The sequence below is a fragment of the Pseudomonas sp. 8209 genome (genome assembly GCF_028682105.1).
Lineage (GTDB): Bacteria > Pseudomonadota > Gammaproteobacteria > Pseudomonadales > Pseudomonadaceae > Aquipseudomonas > Aquipseudomonas palmensis.
Genome location: NZ_JANIAH010000007.1, coordinates 279,551 through 302,469, shown reverse-complemented (window position 1 = coordinate 302,469; position 22,919 = coordinate 279,551). Strand labels below are relative to the sequence as shown.

The 22,919-nt window shown below is 64.8% G+C and carries 21 protein-coding genes; 5 read left to right on the top strand and 16 right to left on the bottom strand.

Annotation, left to right across the window (positions count from 1 at the left end):
- Positions 1–9 precede the first annotated feature (9 nt).
- The 7 genes from NP552_RS17720 to NP552_RS17690 all read right to left on the bottom strand — a co-directional run bounded on the left by NP552_RS17720 (position 10) and on the right by NP552_RS17690 (position 8,687).
- Positions 10–723 (bottom strand): ABC transporter permease, encoded by a 714-nt coding sequence (locus NP552_RS17720; protein WP_043864005.1) that lies wholly within the window; start codon positions 721–723, stop codon positions 10–12.
- Between the two features lie 36 nt (positions 724–759).
- The gene (locus tag NP552_RS17715; protein ID WP_210014137.1) at positions 760–1,536 is read right to left on the bottom strand and encodes a transporter substrate-binding domain-containing protein; all 777 of its coding nucleotides are present in this window, start codon (positions 1,534–1,536) and stop codon (positions 760–762) included.
- 80 nt (positions 1,537–1,616) lie between these two features.
- Positions 1,617–2,396 (bottom strand): ABC transporter ATP-binding protein, encoded by a 780-nt coding sequence (locus NP552_RS17710; protein WP_043864096.1) that lies wholly within the window; start codon positions 2,394–2,396, stop codon positions 1,617–1,619.
- A 73-nt stretch (positions 2,397–2,469) separates the two neighbouring features.
- On the bottom strand, positions 2,470–4,071 hold the full coding sequence (locus tag NP552_RS17705) for a 5-guanidino-2-oxopentanoate decarboxylase (protein ID WP_043864007.1): 1,602 nt from the start codon (positions 4,069–4,071) through the stop codon (positions 2,470–2,472).
- Positions 4,072–4,257: 186 nt separating this feature from the next.
- Complete coding sequence (locus NP552_RS17700) at positions 4,258–5,259, bottom strand: CobW family GTP-binding protein (protein ID WP_100632656.1); 1,002 nt, start codon at positions 5,257–5,259, stop codon at positions 4,258–4,260.
- A 14-nt stretch (positions 5,260–5,273) separates the two neighbouring features.
- Positions 5,274–7,010, bottom strand: a complete 1,737-nt coding sequence (locus NP552_RS17695; protein ID WP_254999878.1) for an amidohydrolase — start codon at positions 7,008–7,010, stop codon at positions 5,274–5,276.
- A 93-nt stretch (positions 7,011–7,103) separates the two neighbouring features.
- The gene (locus tag NP552_RS17690; protein WP_210014135.1) at positions 7,104–8,687 is read right to left on the bottom strand and encodes an amidohydrolase; all 1,584 of its coding nucleotides are present in this window, start codon (positions 8,685–8,687) and stop codon (positions 7,104–7,106) included.
- Positions 8,688–8,835: 148 nt separating this feature from the next.
- Here NP552_RS17690 and NP552_RS17685 point away from each other — a divergent pair, with 148 nt between their 5' ends.
- Complete coding sequence (locus NP552_RS17685) at positions 8,836–9,738, top strand: LysR substrate-binding domain-containing protein (RefSeq protein WP_058540305.1); 903 nt, start codon at positions 8,836–8,838, stop codon at positions 9,736–9,738.
- A 39-nt stretch (positions 9,739–9,777) separates the two neighbouring features.
- On the opposite strand, the gene NP552_RS17680 is transcribed toward NP552_RS17685, so the two are convergent.
- The 7 genes from NP552_RS17680 to NP552_RS17650 form a co-directional block, all read right to left on the bottom strand.
- The gene (locus NP552_RS17680) at positions 9,778–10,107 is read right to left on the bottom strand and encodes a hypothetical protein (RefSeq protein ID WP_078481115.1); all 330 of its coding nucleotides are present in this window, start codon (positions 10,105–10,107) and stop codon (positions 9,778–9,780) included.
- 26 nt (positions 10,108–10,133) lie between these two features.
- A complete protein-coding gene (locus tag NP552_RS17675) occupies positions 10,134–11,492 on the bottom strand; it encodes a dihydroorotase (protein WP_210014134.1) in 1,359 nt (452 codons plus the stop codon).
- Positions 11,489–12,745 (bottom strand): Zn-dependent hydrolase, encoded by a 1,257-nt coding sequence (locus NP552_RS17670; RefSeq protein WP_210014133.1) that lies wholly within the window; start codon positions 12,743–12,745, stop codon positions 11,489–11,491. The genes NP552_RS17675 and NP552_RS17670 overlap by 4 nt, the downstream gene beginning before the upstream one ends.
- Positions 12,742–13,677, bottom strand: coding sequence for a dihydroorotate dehydrogenase (locus NP552_RS17665; protein ID WP_043864015.1), 936 nt, complete (start codon positions 13,675–13,677; stop codon positions 12,742–12,744). Before NP552_RS17665 ends, NP552_RS17670 begins: the two co-directional genes overlap by 4 nt.
- A complete protein-coding gene (locus NP552_RS17660) occupies positions 13,677–14,507 on the bottom strand; it encodes a dihydroorotate dehydrogenase electron transfer subunit (protein WP_043864016.1) in 831 nt (276 codons plus the stop codon). The genes NP552_RS17665 and NP552_RS17660 overlap by 1 nt, the downstream gene beginning before the upstream one ends.
- A gap of 186 nt (positions 14,508–14,693) precedes the next feature.
- A complete protein-coding gene (locus NP552_RS17655) occupies positions 14,694–15,929 on the bottom strand; it encodes an MFS transporter (protein ID WP_210014132.1) in 1,236 nt (411 codons plus the stop codon).
- A gap of 162 nt (positions 15,930–16,091) precedes the next feature.
- Positions 16,092–16,946: a hypothetical protein gene (locus NP552_RS17650; protein ID WP_210014131.1), complete on the bottom strand. Its 855-nt coding sequence runs from the start codon at positions 16,944–16,946 to the stop codon at positions 16,092–16,094.
- 220 nt (positions 16,947–17,166) lie between these two features.
- Here NP552_RS17650 and NP552_RS17645 point away from each other — a divergent pair, with 220 nt between their 5' ends.
- Positions 17,167–18,042: a helix-turn-helix domain-containing protein gene (locus tag NP552_RS17645; RefSeq protein ID WP_052504313.1), complete on the top strand. Its 876-nt coding sequence runs from the start codon at positions 17,167–17,169 to the stop codon at positions 18,040–18,042.
- Between the two features lie 45 nt (positions 18,043–18,087).
- Here the strand turns inward: NP552_RS17645 and NP552_RS17640 are convergent, their stop codons facing one another.
- Entirely contained in the window at positions 18,088–18,306 is a 219-nt protein-coding gene (locus tag NP552_RS17640; RefSeq protein ID WP_078481122.1) for a hypothetical protein, read from the bottom strand.
- Positions 18,307–18,387: 81 nt separating this feature from the next.
- Complete coding sequence (locus NP552_RS17635) at positions 18,388–19,173, bottom strand: PhzF family phenazine biosynthesis protein (protein WP_210014130.1); 786 nt, start codon at positions 19,171–19,173, stop codon at positions 18,388–18,390.
- Positions 19,174–19,393: 220 nt separating this feature from the next.
- On the opposite strand from NP552_RS17635, the gene NP552_RS17630 reads away from it, so the two are divergent.
- The 3 genes from NP552_RS17630 (at position 19,394) to NP552_RS17620 (ending at position 22,853) form a co-directional block, all read left to right on the top strand.
- The gene (locus tag NP552_RS17630) at positions 19,394–21,253 is read left to right on the top strand and encodes an ABC transporter ATP-binding protein (protein ID WP_210014129.1); all 1,860 of its coding nucleotides are present in this window, start codon (positions 19,394–19,396) and stop codon (positions 21,251–21,253) included.
- A 146-nt stretch (positions 21,254–21,399) separates the two neighbouring features.
- Positions 21,400–22,230, top strand: coding sequence for an alpha/beta fold hydrolase (locus tag NP552_RS17625; RefSeq protein WP_058540313.1), 831 nt, complete (start codon positions 21,400–21,402; stop codon positions 22,228–22,230).
- 92 nt (positions 22,231–22,322) lie between these two features.
- A complete protein-coding gene (locus NP552_RS17620; protein WP_274096956.1) occupies positions 22,323–22,853 on the top strand; it encodes a cupin in 531 nt (176 codons plus the stop codon).
- Positions 22,854–22,919 lie beyond the last annotated feature (66 nt).

Sequence of the window (22,919 nt, the reverse complement as noted above, 5' to 3'; positions counted from 1 at the left end):
ATCGTCCCCTTATACGTTCCTGGGCATCCAGCGTTCGAAGCCGGCCTCGAACTTGCGGAACACCATGCTGGAAACCAGGGTGATGACGTAATAGAACGCCGCGACCACCAGGTAGAACAGCAGGTAGTGCTTGGTGCTGGCCGCCGCCTGACGCCCGGCGGTCAGCAGTTCGCTGTAGCCCACCACGCTGATCAGCGCACTTTCCTTGACCAGCACCAGCCACAGGTTCGACAGGCCCGCGATGGCGAACGGCAACATGCACGGCAGGATGATCCGGCTCAACAGCTTTGCCCGCGACATGCCGTAGGCCCTGCCGGCCTCCACCAGCCCCGCAGGAATGGCCTCGACGGCGCCGCGAATCACCTCACCCGAGTAGGCGCCCTGGACAATCCCCAGCACCACCACCGCAGCCAGAAACCCGTTGATCTCGACACTGGGCCGGCCCATCGCGGCCATCGCCAGGTTCAGCAGGTCGGTGCCTGCGTAGTACAGCAGCAGGATCAGCAGCAGTTCCGGCACGGCGCGGTACAGCGTGGTGTAGCAGTTGGCACAGGCGACCATCCAGCGTGGCCCCCTGAGCTTGATCAACGCGACGAGCAGGCCGATGCACAGGCCCAGCGCGAAGGCCCCCAGGGAGATACCCAGGGTTTTCACCGCGCCCTGGGCCAGGGTTTGAATCCAGCCCTCGGCGAACAGCAGATTGGACATTTCAGAAATGGTCATACAGGCACCCGATCACCCGCGCAGGTTTCAACCGCCTCATTGGGCGGCTGTGACACTGGATTTGAAGTAGCGCGCACCGATGTCGTCGTAAGTGCCGTCTTCACGCACGGCCTTGAGCGCCTGGTTCAGCTTCTCGCGCAGGGCATCGTCGCCCTTGCGCACCGCCGCGCCGATGCCCTTGCCGAACAGCGGGTCGGCCGGCGCGATGCCCTTGCCGGCCAGCATCGCGTTGTCGGGCAGTGCCAGCATCGGCTCCACCGAGACCTTGTCGGCCAGCATGATGTCGATGCGGCCGCTGCGCAGGTCGGCCAGCAGGTCGTCCTGGTCGTTGTAGTAGCGGATGGTCGAGCCTTTGCCGAAGTACTCCTTGACGTAGGCCGAATGGCTGGTCGAGCCCTGCACGCCGATGATCTTGCCCTTGAGCCCTTCCGGGGTGGGCGTCAGTTCCAGGGCGGCATCCCCGACCCACAGTGCGGGCGTCTCGATGTACGGGTCGCTGAAGTCCACCACCTGCTCGCGTTCGGGGGTGATGGACATCGAGTTCATGATGACGTCCACCTGCTTGGAGCGCAGCGCCGGAATCAGGCCGTCCCAGGCCATTCCCTTGAGCGAGCACTCGGCCTGCATGCGCTTGCACACTTCGCTGATCAGGTCAGGCTCGAAACCGCTCCACGCACCATTGCTGTTTCTGAAGGAAAACGGCGGGTAGGGTTCCTGGGAAATCGCGAACACCACCTTGTCCTGGGCGTGAGCGACATTGATCGCCCCGGCCAGCAGGAGCGAGTGCACGACAGCAACGAGTGTCTTTTTCATTTAACAGTCCTTATGCAGCTATTGTTTGGTTTTTGGCAGCGGACAATGCAGGGGCACGCCCCCGCGGATGAATAGTGTTGTTATGAGCGATTGTTCTGCGCCATCACGAACTGGCGGCACCGCTCGCTGTGCGGGTCGAGCATTACCTGTTGCGGTGGGCCCTGCTCTTCGATCTGGCCCTGGTGCAGGTACACGACCTGGGTGGAGACATCCCGCGCGAACGCCATCTCGTGGGTCACCAGGATCATCGTGCGGCCCTCCTGCGCGATGTCGCGGATCACCTTCAACACGTCGCCCACCAGCTCCGGGTCCAGCGCCGAGGTAGGTTCGTCGAACAGCATCACCTTGGGCCGTACCGCCAGTGCCCGCGCAATGGCGACCCGTTGCTGCTGGCCACCGGACAGAAACGAGGGATAGTCGTGGCGCTTGTGGGCCAGCCCGACCTTCTCCAGCAACTGCTCGGCATGCGCGATCGCGTCCTGGCGCTTCTCACCCAGTACATGCACCGGGGCCTCGATCACGTTCTCCAGCACGGTGCGATGCGGCCACAGGTTGAAGTTCTGGAACACCATGCTCAGGGTCGCACGCAGCCGCTCGACCTGGCGCAGGTCGGCGATCTCGCGCACCCCGCCACGCCCCTGCCTGAACCTGACTTCCTCGTCGTTCACGCGCAGGCTGCCGGCGTTGGGAATCTCCAGCAGGTTGATGCAGCGCAGCAAGGTGCTCTTGCCCGAGCCGCTGGAACCGATCAGGGACACCACGTCCCCCTCATGGGCACGCAGGGAGATCCCTTTGAGGACGTGATGGTCGCCGTAGCTCTTGTGCAGGTCATCGATGGCGACGACGGGGGTCGACTGCATGCTTGGCAGCCCTTTTTCGTGGATCATGCTTCGATGTCCCATTGTTGTTGATCAACCCGACCGGACAGCCCCGTCAGGCAGGCAGAAAGTCCGAGGCGTTCAGTTCGATGACATGCGGCTCGCCGCTCTCCAGGCCTTGCAGCAGATCGCGCAACCCGTCCAGGCTGCCGGCGGTGTGGTACTGCACATGACAGGAGCGTGCGAAGGCCGCGAAGTCCGGCGTGAGGATGTCCACGCCCAGGGGCGCAATGTCGCGCGCCGTCATGTAGTCGCGAATTTCGCCGTAGCACTGGTTGTTCCACAGCACCAGGATGACCCCGATGCCGTGCTCGCGCGCCGCTATCAGTTCGGCGCTCGAGAACTGCAAACCACCATCGCCCACCAGCGCCACCACGGCACGTTCAGGCAGGGCAACCTTGGCACCGATGGCCGCCGGCAGGCCGTAGCCCAGCGTTCCGTACCCGGTACCGGCGTTGAACCAGGTGCACGGGGCCGGTGCGCGATAGCCCAGCGCGCCCTGGTACACCGGCTGCGTCGAATCGCCAACCAGGATCGGCGCCGGCAGGCTGTCGCGCAGCGTATCCAGCAGCGCCTGCATGGCCTGCTGCCTGCCGGTCCAGCTGCCGCGCTCGGCGGCATTGACCCGCGGCACGTTCAACGCGGCCCAGTCACTGTCTGCGGCCGCCCCGGGCAGCGCTGCGATCAGGGCCTGCAGCCCCAACCGTGCGTCGCCAAGCAGCCCGACGGCTGCGCGTTGCACGCCCAGGATCTGCATCGGGTCGATGTCCAGGCGAATCACCGGCACCTGCAGGGCCAGTGGCCCGAGGCCGAAGAAGTCGTAGTCGGTTTCGCCCAGCTCGGTGCCCACCGCCAGCACCACATCCGCCTGGGCAAAGAGTGCACGGCCATGGGCGGACGATTGCACGCCATCGAGCAGCAGCGGGTGCGCAGGCGGCAGGATGCCGCGTGCATTGGTGGTCAGCGCAACGGGGGCCTGGAGACGCTCGGCCAGTGCCCGCAGTGCATCACTGGCACCGCGCGCGCCGCCGCCGGCGAGAATCAGCGGCCGCCGTGCCGCGCCCAGCAGGGCGGCGGCCTGCTGTACGGCCGCCTCGGCAGGCGCGCTGGCCAGCGGCAATGCGCGAGGGCTCAGGTCCAGGCCATCGGCCGGCATTTCCAGCACATCCAGCGGGATCTCGATATGAACCGGGCGCGGCCGGGCGCAACCGAACAGCGCGAAGGCCCGGGCAATCACCTCCGGCAGTTCCTGCGGGCGCTGCAGGGTATGGCTGAAGGCGCACACGCCGGCCACCATCGCGCGCTGGTCAGGCAGTTCGTGCAGGTAACCGTGCCCCAGCCGCTGGTGCTCGCGACGGCTGGTGGTGGAAATCACCAGCATCGGCACCGAGTCGGCGTAGGCCTGGCCCATGGCGGTCAGAATGTTGGTCATGCCGGGGCCTGTGATGATGAAGCACACCCCCGGCTTGCCACTGGCTCGGGCATAGCCGTCCGCCATGAACCCTGCGCCCTGCTCGTGGCGAGGGCTGACATGGCGAAGCCGGCTACCGTGCAATCCGCGATACAACTCAACAGTGTGCACGCCCGGAATACCGAACACGGTGTCCACACCATAACCTTCAAGCAGTTTGACGAGCGCCTGAGCACAACTAGTCATTGGGTCTTCTCCTGTTATTTTTACCAGACCGCCGAGGCATTTTTCAGTAGATGCTGGGCAACCACAATCGAATTAAATTTGGCTGATTGTTGATATCTGCTCACCACTCCTGCCCACTCCGCACAGGCCAGAAGGCCACTACCACCCACATTGCTGAACCTGCCGGAGGCCGTCGCCAATTCCGCTTCACCCATGATGTGAATAAAGCTTGTCATTTGTGTGGACAACGCACGCCTGGAAGCCGGCCTCGAGCGCCTCGGGGGCCAGGGTGCCGCGCTTGCCGATGCACACGAGCCGGGTGTGGGGCGTTTCATCGCCCCAGGCGCGGTCGGGCAGGATCTCGCAGCGGCTGCCGACCAGGTGCATGATGAACCGCTTGCCCGGCACTTCGGCGATGTGCAGCGTGCCCTTGGCCCGATAGATCGACGCCGGCAGCTGCGCCAGCGTCGCGCGCAGCGTGTCGAGTGCCATCGGTCTGTCGCTGGCGAAACTCCAGGACTCGAACACGCTGGCGTGATCTGCCGCGTGCCCGCCCAGGCTCGGCGCTGAGGCCGCCTTGACCGGCGTGAACGACGCCAGCGGGTTGCCGCGCCCCACGCCCAGCACCAGCTCCAGCGGCACATCGCCATACTGGCATTCGAGCATTCGCGCCCGGGGGTACAGCCAGCGGCTCTTGAGCGCCTCGATCTGGCTGCGTTCGACCCGGTCCACCTTGTTCAGCACGATGATGTCCGCCACGTCCAGCTGGTCCATGGCCAACTGCGCCATCTCGCCCTCGAGCTGCCCGAACTGCTCGGTGTCCACCACCGTGATGATGCTGTCGATCGACAGCGCATCGCGAAACTGCGGGTACTTCAGCGTGCGGGCGATCTTGCCCGGGCTCGACACCCCGCTCGCCTCGATCAGAATGTACTCCGGGCGGTTCTGCCGGTCGCCGAGCAGGCGCCCCAGTTGCTCGATCAGGTCGCTTTCAACCGTGCAGCAGATGCAGCCGTTGGCCAGGCTGAGGGTGGTCTGGGTCTGGCTGACGATCAGCTCGCTGTCGATGTTGATCGCGCCAAAGTCATTGACCATCACCGCCATGCGCAAGCCGTGATCGCTGCCCAGGATCTTGTTGAGCAGGGTGGTCTTGCCGGAGCCGAGAAACCCCGACACCAGCGTCACCGGAATGGGAGACTGCTTGTTCATCAAAACGGCCCGCCTCAGAAGTTGGGGAGTTCACGGCGCCAGGTGGCCGCGTGGGTGCCGGCATCGAACTCGCCGTTGCGGTCCCAGGTGATTTCACCTTCGAGCACGGTGATCTGCACCTGGGTGTTGTGGATGTTGCCCTTGGGCTCCACCTCGAACAGGTTGCGATCGAGCACGATCAGGTCGGCGGACTTGCCCGTCTCGATGGAGCCGGCCTTGTCCTCGATACCCATGCACCACGCCCCGTTGATGGTCATCACGCGCATGGCCTGCTCCAGGCTGATGGGCGAGCCGTAGAAACTGCCCTGCTCCTCGCCGAACGGGTTCTGCCGGGTGACCATCGCCTCGAAGCCGACCCAGGGGTTGATGCTGGACACCGGCCAGTCGGTGCCCATCACCGCGACGCCGCCATGCTCGAACACGCCCTTGAAGTTGTAGGCGCGCTGCATGCGGTCCTCGCCGAACACGGCGCGGGCGTTGGCGAACGATGAAGGGAACCAGCCCACCGGGGAGAACTCGGCGGTGACGTTGAGCGCGGCAAAACGCGGCAGGTTGGCATCCAGCAAGGTGGTGCTGTGGGCGCACTGGTGGCGCACGCCGTCGGGCCCGTTCTTGGCCCGCGCCATGGCCACGGCATCGAGGAACAGGTCGGAGGCGCCGTCACCGGTGCAATGGGCGATGACCCGGATACCCCGGCGGTCCATGTCCACCACCATGTCGGTGATGTGCTCGGGGGTCAGGTTGAGGTGGCCGCGCCAGCGCTCCTCCCCCGGCCATGCGCTGGACAGGTACGACGAGCGCGATTCGTGGGTGCCGTCGAAGTGGAACTTGACCGCATTGGCGTTGAGCCGTGCGCTGCGATAGAAGTGACGCTCACCCGCCAGCAGCTCCCAGCGCCGCTTGACCGGGAAGATGTCGTCCTGCCAGCTGATCGCGGCCTCCACGCGCACCGACAGCTCGCCCGCCTGGTCGATGGCCTTGAGCGCATTGAGACGGTGCTCGCACACGTGCACATACTTGGTGCCCACCACCCCATGACCGCTCTGGAACCACACCCCTTCGCGGTAGGCACGCTTCAGGGCGTGTTGCGGCGTGGGCGGCATGGCGGCGTGCATCAGTGCATAGGCACCGTCCACCAGGATGCCGGTCGGCTCGCCGGTGACGCTGTCGCGCTCGATGTAGCCGTGGCGCGGGTCGATGGTGTCGGCGTCGATCCCGGCGATCTCGAGCGCCCTGGAGTTGACCATCATGCAGCCCCAGGAGCGATCCAGGATCGCCACCGGGCGGTCCGGCAGCACGCTGTCCAGCCATTGCCGCGACGGCACCAGCCCGGCCTGCTTGAAGGTGTAGCGCACGAAGTACTGCCCATACACCCAGCCGTCGCCCGGGTGCTCGGCCGCATAGTCGAGAATGGCCTGGCGCACCTGCTCCGGGGTCGGATCGCTGACGCCGACTTCGAGGTAGCCGGAGTACCCGGGCGCAAGCTTGAGGTCCGGGTGGGTGTGCATGTCGTAGATACCCGGCATCACGAAACGGCCGTCCAGGTCCACCACCTGGGTGCGCGGGCCGACGAACGCCTTCGCCTCGTCGTTGCTGCCCACCGCGACGAAGCTGCCATTGCGAATGGCCACGGCTTCGGCCCAGGGGGCAGACTCATCGACCGTATAGATGCGGCCATTCAGAAACACCAGGTCGGCGGCGCCTTGGGGGCCGGGCACATGGCTGGAGCGGTAATCGGTCATCGCACTCATCGCAGGGAACACCTTTGCATGGCACCGCCGCGCGGCACCAGTCCAAGAAAACCAGGTTGGGTAAAAGGCGCCGCAGGCGCCGTCGCCGGTCGGCTATTCGTCGTCCCGGGCCGGAATCCACCACTCCTCGCCACGGGCGGTGCGGATGTATTCGGGCCAGCGGAAGTCATGCGGGACCTTGAAGTCCCGGGGTAGCAGCGGCGCCTGCCAGCGTGTGCCGCCAATGCCGCCGCCGGTACGCTCGGTGAATTCCTGGCGGGCGGCGGCCAGCAGCTCGGGCCGCGTGAGCAGGTCGATCAGGGTGGCACCGATGGTCTTGGCCGCCACCTGGATCATCGGGTCGATGGTCTGGCGGATGCCGCCCAGGGCATTGGGCACCCAGTCCGGGTAGGTGTAGCCAGGCGGTGCCGAGAGCATCGGGCGGGCCACCAGCAGGCGCACGGTCGGGCAATGCCAGGTGTATTCGGGGTAGTCGTCCGAGGTCAGGTGCTTTTGCCAGGCGGGCATCTGCTGGCGCAGCAGGCGCTCGCACTCCTGTGGGTCGATCAGGGTTTCGGTTTCGGGCAGAAACGGCCGGGCCATGGGTTCGAGCCCCAGGTTGCCCTGGATCTGCTGCGCGATGGCGATGGCCTCGTCGTCCCAGGTGGGGGCGCCGATGGCCTGCAGGTTGTCGTAGGTGGCCTGCGCCAGCACATGGTTGGGCAGCCCGCCACGGGACTTGCACACCCAGGTCTTGTTCCACTGGCAGCCGGTGGCCAGGGCGGCGGCGGCAGCGTTGTTGTCCATCACCTGGGAGATGGCCTCGGCCTGCTCGAGCGAGTCGCAGCGCGACAGGTACTGGATCTGCGCGATGTGCGGCGGCAGGTTGTCGGCCGTGGCCTGGCCGGCGGTGAGGATCGCCTCGTTGTAGCTCCACAGCCCGGTGAACGGCAACGTGGAGCGGCGCATGCTCTCGTTCAGGGTATAGAAGTGCACCAGCGCGTCGTTGGCCCCAGGCGCCCTGGCGGCCAGGTGGTTCTGCGGGATCGGGCTGTACTTGTCCGCTGCGATCCAGTCCTGGGGCGAATCGCAGGTGAAGGTATAGATGTAGGCGTAGGCGATGCCGCAGTGCGTATCCCAGGTAGTGGTGTTGTTCAGCGGCAGCATGTACGTGGGGTGGAAGCTGATGGCCGCGTCCAGGTCATCGTAATAGCCCTTGGCCGCGTGCACCGGCTTGGAGGCGCGCAGCTTTTCCGCCGGCTCGCCGAAGAATTTCAGCGTGCCCGCGAGGCCATGTTCGAGCATGGCGGCCTTGGCGGCCAGCAGGCCCCCCAGGGCACTGATGCCCAGCGCCGAATGAGGGTCGGTATGCCCCGGGGCGAAACGCGACAGCCCTTCGCGCGGCTGGCGCCGGGTGGTCGCTGCCTGGTTGTTGCCCGGCACCGCGTCGTACTCCGCGTAGGTCGCCAGCACAGGGCCGTCGCCGTTGCGAAACGTGGCGCAGAAGGCGGTAGGCATGCCGCCGCTGCCCTCCTCCACCTCGAACCCTTGCCTGCGCAGCAGCTCGACGTACCAGGCGCAGGACTTGTACTCACGAAAGGCTGGCTCGGCATAGTGCCAGATCACCTGATGCCAGTCGGACAGGGTCGTTTGCTGTTGGTCCACCCAGTTCTGGGCAAAGGCCTTGGGCTCGATCATGCAGGGCATTCCTTATTGGTATGTGACCCCGCTGAGCGGCTCGGACCCGCAGGGCCTGCCTAGTATTGTTGAACCAGAAAATACGACAATCGATTTATTTCGCCATTAATGTTTATATTTGCTCAACAATAAGTCAGTGGAGCGCCCCATGCGTCTACCCTCGATGCCCGCGTTACGTGCCCTGGAAGCGGTTGCCCGGTTGGGCAGCGTGACTGCCGCGGCGCTTGAGCTCAACCTCACCCGCAGCGCCATCAGCCATCAGATCACGGGCATGGAGGACACCCTCGGCTTTGCCCTGACCGAGCGCCAGGGCCGGGGTATCTCGCTGACGTTTCGCGGCGAACGCTACGCCCGGGAGATCCAGCGCCTGCTGGCCAACCTGGAGGATGCAGGCCGGCGGGTCGATGACCAGGAGGTGTATGGCAAGTTGACCATCAGTTGCAGCTCGGGGTTTTCCACCTACTGGCTGTGCCATCACATCGGCGGCTTCGTGAAGGAATACCCCCAGGTCCAGTTGCACATGGTCACACCGACCACGGCGGATGATGTGAGCAACCACAACGCCGACCTGTTCATCTCCTACGGTATCGGCGACTGGCCTGGCATGCAGGTGGAACAGATAGCGGCGCTGAACTACTTTCCGGTCTGCAGCCCGCGGCTGATCAACGCCCTGGGCGGGCTCAAGACCCCGCAGGACCTGGCCGCGTTCCCATTGCTGCACATGAGCGACTACAGCGACTGGCGGGTGTGGCAGGCGGCGGCGAACACCCCGGAGCTGAACGTGGCCACTGGCATCCTGTTTTCCGATGCACATTGCGCACAAGCGGCGTGCATCGCGGCCCAGGGCGTTGCCATGGGCGACAACCTGCTGTGTGGCGACTCCATGGCCAAGGGGCTGCTGGTGCGCCCCTTCGATATCGTCATCCACTCGCACCGCGGCTACTACCTGGTCACCGACCTGCAGAAGTGCGAGCGGCCCGCCGTGCGGGCCTTTACCAACTGGATCAAGAACCAGCTGCAGGCTTCGAGGCAGTCCTGGACGGCGCTCTAGGCCGTTGGCTCCGGCCTGCTGGCGCCGCCAGCCGCCACCCTAGAAAATCCGCTCGCTCCTGGCGTAATGGGTTACCACCTCGATCAGCGCCTGGTGCGCAATCGCGTGATCGCACGTCGCCAGGGCCGCCTGCAGGCTGTTCATGTACTCGAGCAGCTGGCGCTGGTTGCGCAGGGCGAAGTCGTGCTCCAGCCCCTGATCCTCGTAGATGAGCACGTAGCTGCGGCAAAAGCCCGCGACCAGAAAGGCCGCGCCGGCCTGGAACGGCTCGTCACGGATGATGGCCTCACAGTCGGCGTTGGCCTGCTTGAACGAGTCGGTGCCCGGCAGCGCGGCGGCGAAGCGTTGCACCATTTCATGAAAATTCATCGTTGTTCATACCTCTTGTTGCGCCACTAGGCAGGCGTGGCGCGGTTGAAGGAAAGTCGTTGCCCACGGACTGCACTGTTCACCGTGGCGCCGTCCCACACCCGTTCGCCATTGACGAACGTGGCGACGATGCTCGATGAGAACTCGGTACCGGCAAACGGCGTCCAGCCGCATTTGGACAGCACCTGGTCATTGCTCACCCGGTGCGGGCGCTGCGGGTCGACGAGCACCAGGTCGGCGGCGTAGCCCTCGCGCAGGTAGCCCCGGCCACTGACCTGGAACAGCTGCGCCGGTGCGTGGCTGACCACCTCGACCAGGCGCTCCAGGCTCAGCTCCCCGCAGAAGACGCGCTCCAGGGCGGCCTGCAGCGCGTACTGCACCAGCGGAATGCCTGACGGCGCCTTGGCGTAGGTGCTGCGCTTTTCTTCGAGCAGGTGCGGGGCATGGTCGGTCGCCAGCACGTCGAGCCGACCTTCGGCCAGCGCCTTGACGATGGCGTCGCGGTCGCTGGCCGACTTGATCGCCGGGTTGCACTTGATCAGAAAGCCCAGCCGCTCGTAGTCGTGATCGGTGAAGTGCAGAAAGTGCACGCAGGTTTCGGCGGTGATGCGCTTGCCGCTGAGGGGGCCGGGCTCGAACAGCTGCAGCTCTTCTGCCGTGGAGATGTGCAGCACATGCAGGCGCGTGCCGTGCTTGCGCGCCAGCTCGATGGCCAGCCGAGTGGACCTGATGCACGCCTGGCGCGAACGAATCAGCGGGTGCTCGCGGGCCGGAATGTCCTCGCCAAAGCGCGCCCTGGCCTTTTCCAGCTCGGCATTGATCATGGGCGTGTCTTCGCAATGGGTGATGATCGGCACCGGCGAAACCCGGAATATCTCGTTCAATACCTCGGGGTCGTCCACCAGCATGTTGCCGGTCGAGGCCCCCATGAACACCTTCAGCCCTGGCGTGCTGGCCGGGTCGATGGCGCGAATGGCAGCCAGGTTGTCGTTGCTTGCCCCCATGTAGAAGGCGTAGTTGACCGCGCTCGATGCGGCGGCGATGGCGTACTTGGCTTCAAGGCTGGCCCGATCGAGCGCGGGCGGGTTGGTGTTGGGCATCTCCATGAAACTGGTGATGCCGCCCGCGGCACAGGCCCGCGACTCGCTGGCGATGTCCGCCTTGTGGGTCAGGCCGGGCTCCCTGAAGTGCACCTGATCGTCGATCATTCCCGGCAGCAACCACAGGCCGTGTGCCTCGATCACGCCCTCCCCGGCAAGCGGCTGCAGGACCTGCCCGATACAGTCGATGCGGCCCTCGCGCAGCCGCACATCGGCCGCCCAGGTGCGGCCTTCGTTGACCAGGGTCGCGTTGCGGATCAGCCAGGCATTGCTGGGTACGCTCATGGTGTCAGCTCCAGTGTCGTGTGGTAGAGCACCTCGGTGGCCACCAGAAAGTCGTCCAGGGCCATGGCCTCGTGGGGGTTGTGCGAGCCGTGCTGGTTGCGGATGAACAGCATGGCGCTGGGGATGCCGACGTTGGCGAAAACCGCAGCGTCATGGCCGGCCCCGCTGGGGGTGAGCACGCCCTGCCAGCCTTGTTGGCGGGCCTGGCGCACCAGCGCCTCGACCCAGGGGGCGTGCATGGCCGCCGGGGCCGTGTCGATACGCAGGTCGAACTCGAAGCGAACCTGGCGGGCCTGCTCGATGGCCTTTGCCTCGTGCAGCGCAACCGCGTGAAAGGCCTCGAGCGTGGCCATGTCGAGGCTGCGCATCTCGAGGCTGAACCTGACCTCGCCGGGAATACGCGAGACGGCATGGTGCGCCGCGTTGGTCCCCAGTGTGCCGACGGTAACCACCAGGTCTCGCCCGGCGGCGAGGTACTCGCGCCAGCATTGGTCGATGCGGGCCACCAGCTCGCTCACGGCAAACACGGCGTCGTGGCGGTCCTCCCGAGCCACGGCGCCCGAATGGCCATCTTCGCCCAGGCAGCGAACCTGGTTATGGCGCAGGTTGCCGCGGATGCCGGGCACGATCCCCACGGCCTGCCCCATGCGCTCCAGCGACTGCGCCTGCTCGATATGCACTTCCAGATAGCCGGCAAACTGGGTGCGATCGACCAGCCACTGCCGACGGCCAATCGCTGCCAGGTCGGCGCCCACGGCCTGCATGGCCTGGCCCAGGGTGCGCTGGCTGAAGCGGTTGGTCAGCTGCAGGTCGTGCTCGCTCAACCCGCCGACCAGCGCACGCGAACCGATGTACGACTTGCCGTACCAGGCGCTCTCCTCGCCACGCAGCCCGATGACCCGCACCGGCTGCGCCGTGGCCACGCCCTCGCGGTCGAGCCGGCACAGGCACAGCAGGCCCGCCACAACGCCGGCCAGGCCGTCGTAGTTGCCGCCCTGGGGCACCGAGTCCAGGTGCGAGCCGTACCACAGTGCGGGCTGGCCATTGTCGCTCTTGCGCGTGAAGATCACGTTGCCCGCACGGTCGGTTGCCACCTCCAGCCCCTGGGTCAAGGCGAAGTCGCTCAGGCAGGCGATGGCGTCACTCTCGCCGGGGCCGTAGCTTTCGCGGGTGATCCCCTCCTGGGCATCGCGTGACAAGGCGGCGATGGTGTCGAACAGTCTGGCGGCCTGTTCAGGCCATTGCGCGATCATGGCAAGGCTCCAAACGGCTCGGCGGGCAAATCGTCGAGGGCGCCGATCAGGGTGCTGATCGAGGCAACGCCCTTGCGCCGGCAGTAGGCCTCCAGTTCAGACACCATGGTGTTCATGGTTTTCGGGTGCAGGAAGGTGGCCGTACCCACTTGCACCGCCGAGGCACCGGCATAGATGAACTCCAGCGCATCGTCGGCCGTGGCAATGCCACCGCAGCCAATCACCGGAATTTCCAGCGCCTGGGCGCATTGATAGGTCAGGCGCACCATCAGCGGGCGGATGGCGGCGCCGGATATGCCGCCCATGAAGTTGCCCAGCCGCGCGCGGCCTCGCTCGATGTCCACCGACAACCCGAGCAGCGTGTTGCCCACCACGACGGCATCGGCCCCGGCCTCCTGCGCAGCCAGGGCAACCGGCACCACCTCGCCGGCATTGGGGGTCAGCTTGACCCACAGCGGCAACGAGGTGACCTGGCGCATCAGCTCCACCACGTCGCGGGTACTTTCAGCCTGCATGCCGAACGACTGGCCATGCGCTTCCAGGTTGGGGCACGAGATATTGGCCTCGATGCCGGCCACACCAGGCACATCACTCAGCCGCGCCGCCAGGTCGGCAAAGCCCTGGGCCGTGGGCGCCGAAATGCTCACGATCAACGGCGCGTCGTAGTCGCGGTAGAACGGCACCACCTTGTCGATGAACAGCTGCGCGCCTTTGCTGGGAATGCCGATGGCATTCATCATCCCGTCGTTCAGCTCGCAGACCCGCGGCATCGGGTTGCCGCTGCGCTTTTCGGTGGTGATGGTCTTGGTCACCAGTGCACCCAGCTGGTTGAAGTCCAGCAGGTGGGCAAGCTCTTCGGCAAAGGTGCCCGATGCCGGCATCACCGGGTTCTTCAGGCGCAACCCGCCGACCTGTACGCTCAGATTGATCATCACACCACCTCCGCCAGGTCGAATACAGGGCCTTCGAGGCATACCCGCTTGCCCACCCTGAGCCCGTCTACCTCGAACACCTCGACGCAGCACTGGCACATGCCCAGGCCGCACACCATCTGTTGCTCCAGCGCTACCTGGCCCACCAGGCCGAGCTCGGCGCTCAGCTTCTTCAGCAACTGGGTCAGCCGCCTGGAGCCACACGTGAACAGCGCATCGGTGCCTTCACGGGCGATGATCTGGCGCAGCAGCGGTTCGAGCCGTTCGGGCGAGCTGCTGCCATCCTCATCCAGCACCACCCGCACGTCGGCCCCCAGCGAGGCGAAGCGCTCGCGCGAAAGCAGGCTCTTCTCGCTGCGGGCACTCAGCACTGCGGTCAGGCGGATGCCCAGCCGATGCGCCGCTTCGGCCAGCGGCGCCAGGGTGGCCAGCCCCACGCCCCGGGCCACGATGATCATGTGCTGCCACCCCGGCTGCAGGTCGAAGCCCTTGCCCAGCGGGCCTAGGATCTCCACGGTCTGCGCCTGGCCAAGCGTCTCCAGGCCATAGGTGCCCTTGCCGGTCACCTTGTACAGAAACTCCACCTGGCCCGTGGCCGGGTCGGCCTTGTAGGTGCTCATGGGGCGACGGAAGTACGGCTTGTGCTCGCCTTCACTCGGGCACAGCAGGTTGAAGAACTGCCCCGGCAACGACTGGCTGGCGGCGCCGTCGGCCTGTAGCACCAGGCGCTTGTATTCATCGTTGACCCATTGGTTGGAAATCACGACCGCCAAGGTGTCGTCTGGGGGAGTCAGGGCACTCGCCTGGCAGCAGCCGGAAATCACGTTCATTGAGGTGGCCTCGCATTTGTCTAAATTTTTATACAGCACGGTCAAAAGTAAATGCCGCCTCAGTGATGAAGCGGCAGATGAAGCGGTGTTTCAGCGATTGCTTAAGCTGACTGTACTGCAGCTCGGTGTTTCTGTCTAATTTTTGATACGAATAAGCCAGAGCAAATTCATAACCATCCCGCCGGGCTAGGCCGGCTGCGGCTTCGGCACGTCATGGGCCTGGCAGGCGGGAAGCAGCAACACCGTCGCGAGCATCGCCACCCCATACAACGAGGCAAGCAGCATGATGGCCGCCGAGAACGAGTAGTGCAGCGCTACGGCGCCCACCACCAGCGGCCCGAAGCCACCGGCGGCCCTGCCCACGTTGAACAGCACGTTCTGCGCCGTGGCACGGATCTGCGCGGGGTACAGATCGGAGATCAATGCGCCGTAGCCACCGATCATGCCGTTGACGAAGATGCCCATGATCGCGCCGGCAAACAGCATGACCGTGGGGTTGTCGAGGTTGGCATAGGCGATGACCATGAACCCTGCGCCGGCCTGATACAGCAGGAACATGCGCTTGCGTCCGAAACGGTCGGCCAGGTGCCCGAACAGCCAGATACCGAACGCCATGCCCAGCACCGTCACTGCGGTCCAGGTTCCGGAGGCCATCAGCGAGAAGCCGAACTTGTTCGACAGGTAGCTGGGCATCCAGATCATCAGCCCGTAGTAGCCGAAGTTCTGCACCGAGGTGAGCACCATCACCCCCAGGCTCGCCTTGCTGGTCGGCCGGTCCTTGAACAGGTCGGTGAAGCGCCGCGCGAAAGGCACCGGGTCGGCTGCGGCCTTCACGAATTCTGCCGGCTCGCTCATGGTATGGCGAACCACGAGCGAGACGAACGCCGGCAGCAACCCGACCAGGAACATGCCGCGCCAGCCGATGTAGGGCAGCAGCAATGGCGTGAGCAATGCAGCGGCGAGCACGCCGGCCTGCCACCCCATGCCCACATAGGAAGAAGCACGATTGCGCCGGTTGGCCGGCCAGGTTTCGGCGATCAGCGCCATGCCGATGCCGAACTCCCCGCCCAGGCCGAACCCGGCCAGGGTTCGATAGATCAGCAGGTCCCAGTAGCCCTGGGCGAATGCGCACAGCCCGGTGAATATCGAGAAGGTGAGGATGCACAGGGTCAGCATGCGTACCCGGCCATAGCGGTCGCTCAGTTGGCCGAAGATCAGCCCCCCGGCCACGGCGCCCAGCAACGTCCATGTCACCAGCGAGCCAGCCTCCGAGGAACTCAGACCGAGACCGATGGTGATCGCCGGCAGCATGAACCCGAGAATCAGCAGGTCGAAGCCGTCCATCGCATAGCCGGTCACGCTGGCTATCAGGGCCTTCTTGGGTGACGCGTCCTTCTTCGGACGCTTTTCGGAAGAAGCCATCTTGGTTTACCTCTTGTTTTTGTATGGTTTTTTAGACAGCTGACGCCTGAACCTGCCCAGGATCGCCGCCGGTCCGCCCGTGCAAGGCTTCACAAAGCGTACTGCCAGCCTGCGCGATTGTCTAAATATTTAGATTGTGGGCTCGCAAAAAAAACGCCGCGCTCAGAAATGCCACTCCAGGTTGATCGACAAGGCGTCCACGTCGATCCCGTCGCCACGGCGGTTGCCGAACTTGTTGCGCCAGTACTCATATCCGGGCCCGACCCATAGCGTGTTTCTTGCGCCGCCCAGCACAGCCCCTGCATCCAGCATCAGCGAGGTGCGCATCAGCTGTTCATCCGCCGTCGGGTTGCGCCGGTAGTCATCGCCCTTCTCGCCGCTGTAGCTGTAGAAGCCCTGGAATTTCATCGGCAGGCTGCCCAGCGCGAACGGTATGCCCCAGGTCAGGTTCAGCTGGTAGAACGGGTCGAACGCCATGCGCGAATGGTTGCCCGGCTGCCGGCAGCTGTCGAGCCCGCAGTGGTTCCATTCCCTGGCGTAGAACAGGCTGAGGTCGAGAAACCCTGCCGGCAGCGCGAACTTGAGGGTCGGGCCTATCAGGATCATGCGCTTTCGCGACTGGAACGCGTTGTTCTTGGTGTTCCAGTCCAGGCCCAGGGTCAGCGCGACGTCCTTCACCGGCCCGAAGGCCAGCGGCCGATCGAACACCCGTGCATGCTGCAGCTGATTGCGGTAGGTCAGGTAGACCTCGGTGGCGCCGCTGCTGCTGTCCTTGCGCGGGTCATCGCGGTCGGACCTGAACACATCCACGTTGGCGAACTGCTGGCCCAGGGCGTAGCTGCTCACATGGGCAAGCTGGACGATGTGCTTGGCTATGTCCTGGCGCTTGCCCGGGTCCGAGAAATGGCTGCTGTAGCGATAGCCGATAAAGGTATCGCTGAAGGCTGGCGGCGGGCCAGCCATCACCATCGGGGTCATCAAAAGCGCGAACGCGGGCGCGCCGATGCGAGTCTTCATCAGGGAAGCTCCTATCAGGTGGGGTGGGTGGGGTTGTGGTATCAGGTGGCAGCGCAGGCGATGCCGCAGCAGGTGCAGGGTGGTGTGGACATGTGTCGGCCTTTTTTATATTTTTTGGACAAGCAACAGTTCATGTCTAAATATTGATACACTCGCGCCATGGCCTCGTCAAGCCGATCTGGTAGAACATGCCACCACGAAAAACGACAAGGATCCCCCAGTGAACCAGATTGATTACCAGGCAATCGGCGAGCGCCTCCGGGCCTTTCGCATCGGCCGCCAGCTCAACGCCGACCAGGTGGCCGACAAGCTCGGCATCTCGCGGGCTGCGGTGTACCGCCTGGAACTGGGCAAGATCGTCAAACTCGACACACTGGAGCGCCTGGCCGACCTGCTGAAGGTGTCGCTGACCAGCCTGCTGGGTTCCGATACGGAGTACTTCGACAACGCCCTCGGCTACTTCGAGCGCATGCGCCAGCTGGAGGCCCGTTCCAGCAGCGTCATCTCCTACTTCGACCCGTTTTCCTACCTGCTGACCACGCCCGAATACTCGGCGCTGTTTCAGACCATGCTCCACGAGGCTCGACCACAGGGTTTCAGCCCGGCACAGGAAGCGATGGAGAGCCAGATTCTGAGCATTCTGGACGAGCGCAAATCCACCTTCTTTCGCGAAAAATTCCAGGTCAGGTCGATTGTCAGCCTGCGTCAGATCGAGCGTTACCTGCACATCGGCCTGGTAGGCCGCCTGGACCTGCCCCCCAGCGTGCGAATGGAGCGCGCGCTGCTGGCACGCAAGGAAATCGAGAACCTGATCTCCATCGTCGAGACCAACAGCGATCACCCGGGTATCTACCTGATCGACGAGGCACTGCCCAGCGCCACCTTCCAGATCTTCGAGCAGAAGACCACCAGCTACGTGGCGGTGAGCCCTTACCGGCTAGGGGAGCTGCCCAACCTGCATGTGGGCATTGCCAGCGTCACCTCCTCTGCCCAGGCCGTGGACATGTACAAGAACATGTCCAGCGACCTGCTCAGCCGCGCCTGTTCCGGGCGCGAAGCCACGAAAAAACTGCAGCACCTGCTCGCCAAGCTGTGACTGGCGCTGGCACGCCAAGGTACGCAGGGCCCGGCAGGGCCGCTTTCAGCCCTTCCCTTGCGCCTCGGCCAGGCGCCGCTGGATTTCGCGGGTCTTTTCTTCCTGCTCCTTGATGGACGTCGGCGTGATCACCTTGTCCACTGCCTCGGTATCCGGGTCCGGTTGTTCCAGCACCGGGTCGGGGGATGGCGTGCCCTTCTGCGCCTGGTCCGACGAGAGTGGCCGCGGGACCTTGTCGCCCTGCTTGGTATCGGTGGGTTTCATCGGGTTCTCCTTCGAGTGCGGGGTGTTACTAAGCAGAACCCGTGAGGTAGGAAAAGTTTGAAGTGATTTGGCCGGCCGGTCTCAGATGAAGATGGTGCCGCGCAGGTAGAGCGCCGCGTGACCGCTGATGATGACCCGGTCGTTGTCCAGGACTTCGCAGTGCAGTTGGCCCTTGCGCGCCCCGCCCTGCTCGGCACTCAGGCTGCGCTTGCCCAGGCGTTGGGCCCAGTAGGTCGCCAGCGAAGTGTGGGCCGAGCCGGTGACAGGGTCTTCGTTGACCCCCACTCGCGGCCCGAACCAGCGCGAGACGAAGTCCATGTGACGACCCGGCGCGGTCACGGCAACCCCGCGCACCTCGAATGCGGCCAGGGCGGCAAAGTCGGGGTCGAGCCCGGCGACGATGCTTTCATCCTCGACCACTACCAGGTAATCGTCCGTGCGATACAGCGCCTCGGCCTGCTCCAGCCCCAGGGCCTGCAGCAGGCCAGGCGGCAGGGCTACGGCTTCAGGCTGCTTGGCCGGAAAGTCCATGGCCAGGCGACCGCCTTCGCGGCGCACTCGCAATTCACCGCTGCGGGTGGAAAAACGCAGCGTGTCGCGGCGTTCACCAAGCTGTTCGAACAGCACCCAGGCGGCTGCCAACGTGGCGTGCCCGCACAGATCGACCTCCACTGCGGGGGTAAACCAGCGCAGCTCGAACACCTCACCGTTGCGTACCCAATAGGCCGTCTCGGACACATTGTTCTCTGCTGCGATCCGTTGCAGCGTCGCATCAGGCAGCCAGGCGTCCAGCGGGCACACCGCCGCCGGGTTGCCGCCGAACGTCTCGGAAGAAAAAGCGTCCACCTGGAAAATATCGAGTTGCATCGGGCACCCAAATAATGATCGTCTGGCCCAGAAAATATCAACCAGGCGTTGAATTATCAATTTATTGTTGAAATCCTGAAGCGGGAACCCGCGTTGGGTCGATTGCGGCCTTTCTCTCAACCAGCGCAGCAAACCACCACCGCCTCTTCACTCCCCACAAATCCCGCAAGCCCGCCGTTCGATGTCAGAATTGCCCCATTCGATCGTTTTGGAGACCACCATGCTTCGTGCATTTGAACGAAGGCTCGACCCTTTCCCTCCTGACGAGGTGCCCCCGCCGCCCGTGGGCCTGGCACGCTTTCTGTGGGCGTGCACGCGGGGTGCGCGCGGCTACATCCTGGCGTTCGCACTGCTCAGCGCTGCGGTGTCCATCTATGAAGCCTGGCTGTTTTCGTTCCTGGGCCAGGTCGTGGACCTGCTCTCCACCTGGCAGGCCGGGGGCGATGCGGCAGCGCAGGAACGCCGCGTGCTGTGGGGCATCGGCATCGTGATGCTGTGCAGCGTCGGGCTGGTGGCCCTGCGCACCATGGTTCAGCACCAGATACTGGCAATCAACCTGCCCTTGCGCCTGCGCTGGGACTTCCACCGCCTGATGCTGCGCCAGAGCCTCTCGTTCTTTTCCGACGAATTCTCCGGGCGCGTCACCACCAAGGTCATGCAGACCGCACTGGCGGTGCGCGACCTGCTGTTCACCCTGATCGAGATCGCCCCCGGCATCGGGGTGTACTTCATCGCGATCATCGCGCTGGCCGGCGGCTTCGCGCTCAAGCTCATGCTGCCCTTCGTTGCCTGGGTGGTGCTGTTCGGCCTGGCCATGCTGTACTTCGTGCCGCGCCTGGGCAAGGTCGGACAGGAGCAGGCCAACGCCCGCTCGATGATGACCGGGCGCATTTCCGACGCCTACACCAACATCACCACGGTGAAGCTGTTCTCCCACTCCAACCGCGAGGCGCACTTCGCCCGTGCGGCGATGGAAGACTTCAAGCAGACCGGCTTTCGCCAGATGCGCCTGGTCAGCCAGTTCGAGATCGTCAACCAGGCACTGGTGGTGGCCCTGATCATGGCCGCCGGCGGCTATGCCCTGTGGCTGTGGCACCAGGGCGAGGTCGGCGCAGGTGCCGTGGCGGCGATCACCGCCATGGCGCTGCGCATCAATGGCATGTCGCACTGGATCATGTGGCAGATGACCTCGCTGTTCGAGAACATCGGCACCGTGCAGGACGGCATGGCCACCCTGACCCGCGGCCCCAAGGTCAAGGATGCCCCGGACGCCAAGGTGCTGCAGTCCCGCGGCGGCGCGGTCACCTTCGACAAGGTGAGCTTCAACTACAACGGCGAGCGCCAGGTGCTCGACGGCCTGAGCCTGAGCATTCGCCCGGGTGAAAAGATCGGCCTGGTGGGGCGCTCCGGCGCGGGCAAGTCCACGCTCATCAACCTGCTGCTGCGCTTCTATGACGTCGACAGCGGCCAGATCCGCATCGACGGGCAGGACATCGCCCATGTGACTCAAGACAGCCTGCGCAGCGCCATCGGCATGGTCACCCAGGACACCTCGCTGCTGCACCGTTCCATTCGCGACAACATCGCCTATGGCCGGCCCGACGCCACCGACGAACAGGTCCGCAGCGCAGCCGCCAGTGCCCAGGCCGACGGTTTCATCAGCCAGTTGAGCGACCAGCAAGGCCATAGCGGCTACGACACCCTGGTGGGCGAACGCGGCATCAAGCTGTCGGGAGGCCAGCGCCAGCGCGTCGCGATCGCCCGAGTGATGCTCAAGAACGCCCCGATCCTGCTGCTGGACGAAGCCACCAGCGCACTGGACTCCGAGGTCGAAGTGGCCATCCAGGAGAGCCTCGACGAGATGATGCAGGGCAAGACCGTGATCGCCATCGCCCACCGTCTGTCCACCATTGCGGCCATGGACCGGCTGGTGGTGATGGATGACGGGCGCATCATCGAGCAGGGTACCCACGCCGAGTTGCTTGCCAGAAATGGCACCTATGCGCAGCTGTGGCATCACCAGAGTGGCGGGTTCCTGGGTGAGGATCAGGGGGTAGCACAGGCCATGCATCAGGACTGAGCCGTACAAGCCTGCGATGGTCCGTGGTCAACGGCTATCGCAGCGTCTGTGCAGGCCGTTCATCCGCTGATCTGCACTTTGTTCACCTGGTCATGATCACAACACGATACTGACCACGCCCTCCACTTCACTCGGGAGCCACGAACATGGGGTATGTCACTACGCGGGACGGTGTCGAGATCTTCTACAAGGACTGGGGCCCACGCGATGCCCCGGTGATCGTCTTTCACCACGGGTGGCCGCTCAGTGCCGACGACTGGGATGCGCAGATGCTGTTCTTCCTTGATCACGGCTACCGGGTCGTCGCACACGACCGCCGCGGCCACGGGCGCTCCAGCCAGGTGTGGGACGGGCACGACATGGATCACTATGCGGACGACGTTGCGGCCGTGGTCGACCATCTTGGCGTGCAGGGTGCAGCCCACGTGGGGCACTCCACCGGCGGCGGCGAGGTGATCCGCTACATCGTTCGCCATGGCCAGGAGCGTGTGTCGAAGGCTGTCCTCATCAGTGCCGTGCCACCGCTGATGGTCCAGACCCCGAACAATCCGGACGGCTTGCCCAGGTCGGTATTTGATGACTTGCAGGCGCAGCTCAAGGCCAACCGCGCACAGTTCTACCATGACCTGCCGTCGGGCCCGTTCTATGGCTACAACCGCCCAGGCGCAAACGCCAGCGAGGGCACCATCCTGAACTGGTGGCGCCAGGGCATGATGGGCTGCGCCAAGGCACACCTTGACGGGATCGTGGCCTTCTCCCAGACCGACTTCACCGACGACCTCAAGCGCATCACGATTCCCGTCCTGGTGATGCACGGGGACGATGACCAGATCGTGCCCTATGCAAACTCAGGGCCGCGGTCAGCGAAGCTGTTGCAGAACGGCACCCTGAAAACCTATGCGGGCTTGCCGCATGGCATGCCGACCACCGACGCCGACACGATCAACGCCGATCTGCTCGCGTTCCTGCGAAGCTAGATGACCGGGGCAGGCATCCACCTGCCCCTTCCCTGTCACCACGCCGGGCTGGCAACCCGATGCCGCCCCGGCTTCATCGCCGAGGGTCGACCATGAACACTCGACACACACCTTCAACAGCCTCGCAGGTACTGAGGCTGCAACCCGACGACTGGGTGCCCAACAACACCCGGCTGCCGGTGCTGATCTACCCCCACGCGATTGCGCTGCATGGCAGTGATCCGGCGGCGCAAATCGAACGCACTTTCGAGGCCAATGGCTGGCCGGCGCAATGGCGCGATGGCATCTACGCCTACCACCACTACCACACCGAGGGCCACGAAGCGCTCGGCGTGGTGTGTGGCCAGGCAAGGCTGATGCTGGGCGGCCCGCGGGGCCGCGAAGTACAGGTGAGTGCAGGCGATGTGCTATTGCTGCCCGCCGGCACGGGCCACTGCAAACTCGATTGCAGCCCGGGCTTTCTGGTGGTGGGGGCCTACCCGCCCGGGCAGCACGCAGACATCCGACGCGAAGCGCCAACCCAGGCCCAGCTTTCGTGCATCGCCAACCTGCCCTTTCCCGATCACGGCCCGGTGCAGGACCCGCAAGGGGCCTACCAGCAGCATTGGCTCAACCAGCGTTGAAGGGCAGCGTCTGGCTCCAGCGGGCCCAGACCCGATTGCTCCCGAACCGCTAGAGACGCTACCCCA

Excerpts from the sequence above, each read along its gene's own strand:
- NP552_RS17720 (WP_043864005.1), bottom strand. The coding sequence starts at position 723 with ATGACCATTTCTGAAATGTCCAATCTGCTGTTCGCCGAGGGCTGGATT.
- NP552_RS17715 (WP_210014137.1), bottom strand. The coding sequence starts at position 1,536 with ATGAAAAAGACACTCGTTGCTGTCGTGCACTCGCTCCTGCTGGCCGGG.
- NP552_RS17710 (WP_043864096.1), bottom strand. The coding sequence starts at position 2,396 with ATGCAGTCGACCCCCGTCGTCGCCATCGATGACCTGCACAAGAGCTAC.
- NP552_RS17705 (WP_043864007.1), bottom strand. The coding sequence starts at position 4,071 with ATGACTAGTTGTGCTCAGGCGCTCGTCAAACTGCTTGAAGGTTATGGT.
- NP552_RS17700 (WP_100632656.1), bottom strand. The coding sequence starts at position 5,259 with ATGAACAAGCAGTCTCCCATTCCGGTGACGCTGGTGTCGGGGTTTCTC.
- NP552_RS17695 (WP_254999878.1), bottom strand. The coding sequence starts at position 7,010 with ATGAGTGCGATGACCGATTACCGCTCCAGCCATGTGCCCGGCCCCCAA.
- NP552_RS17690 (WP_210014135.1), bottom strand. The coding sequence starts at position 8,687 with ATGATCGAGCCCAAGGCCTTTGCCCAGAACTGGGTGGACCAACAGCAA.
- NP552_RS17685 (WP_058540305.1), top strand. The coding sequence starts at position 8,836 with ATGCGTCTACCCTCGATGCCCGCGTTACGTGCCCTGGAAGCGGTTGCC.
- NP552_RS17680 (WP_078481115.1), bottom strand. The coding sequence starts at position 10,107 with ATGAATTTTCATGAAATGGTGCAACGCTTCGCCGCCGCGCTGCCGGGC.
- NP552_RS17675 (WP_210014134.1), bottom strand. The coding sequence starts at position 11,492 with ATGAGCGTACCCAGCAATGCCTGGCTGATCCGCAACGCGACCCTGGTC.
- NP552_RS17670 (WP_210014133.1), bottom strand. The coding sequence starts at position 12,745 with ATGATCGCGCAATGGCCTGAACAGGCCGCCAGACTGTTCGACACCATC.
- NP552_RS17665 (WP_043864015.1), bottom strand. The coding sequence starts at position 13,677 with ATGATCAATCTGAGCGTACAGGTCGGCGGGTTGCGCCTGAAGAACCCG.
- NP552_RS17660 (WP_043864016.1), bottom strand. The coding sequence starts at position 14,507 with ATGAACGTGATTTCCGGCTGCTGCCAGGCGAGTGCCCTGACTCCCCCA.
- NP552_RS17655 (WP_210014132.1), bottom strand. The coding sequence starts at position 15,929 with ATGGCTTCTTCCGAAAAGCGTCCGAAGAAGGACGCGTCACCCAAGAAG.
- NP552_RS17650 (WP_210014131.1), bottom strand. The coding sequence starts at position 16,946 with ATGAAGACTCGCATCGGCGCGCCCGCGTTCGCGCTTTTGATGACCCCG.
- NP552_RS17640 (WP_078481122.1), bottom strand. The coding sequence starts at position 18,306 with ATGAAACCCACCGATACCAAGCAGGGCGACAAGGTCCCGCGGCCACTC.
- NP552_RS17635 (WP_210014130.1), bottom strand. The coding sequence starts at position 19,173 with ATGCAACTCGATATTTTCCAGGTGGACGCTTTTTCTTCCGAGACGTTC.
- NP552_RS17630 (WP_210014129.1), top strand. The coding sequence starts at position 19,394 with ATGCTTCGTGCATTTGAACGAAGGCTCGACCCTTTCCCTCCTGACGAG.
- NP552_RS17625 (WP_058540313.1), top strand. The coding sequence starts at position 21,400 with ATGGGGTATGTCACTACGCGGGACGGTGTCGAGATCTTCTACAAGGAC.
- NP552_RS17620 (WP_274096956.1), top strand. The coding sequence starts at position 22,323 with ATGAACACTCGACACACACCTTCAACAGCCTCGCAGGTACTGAGGCTG.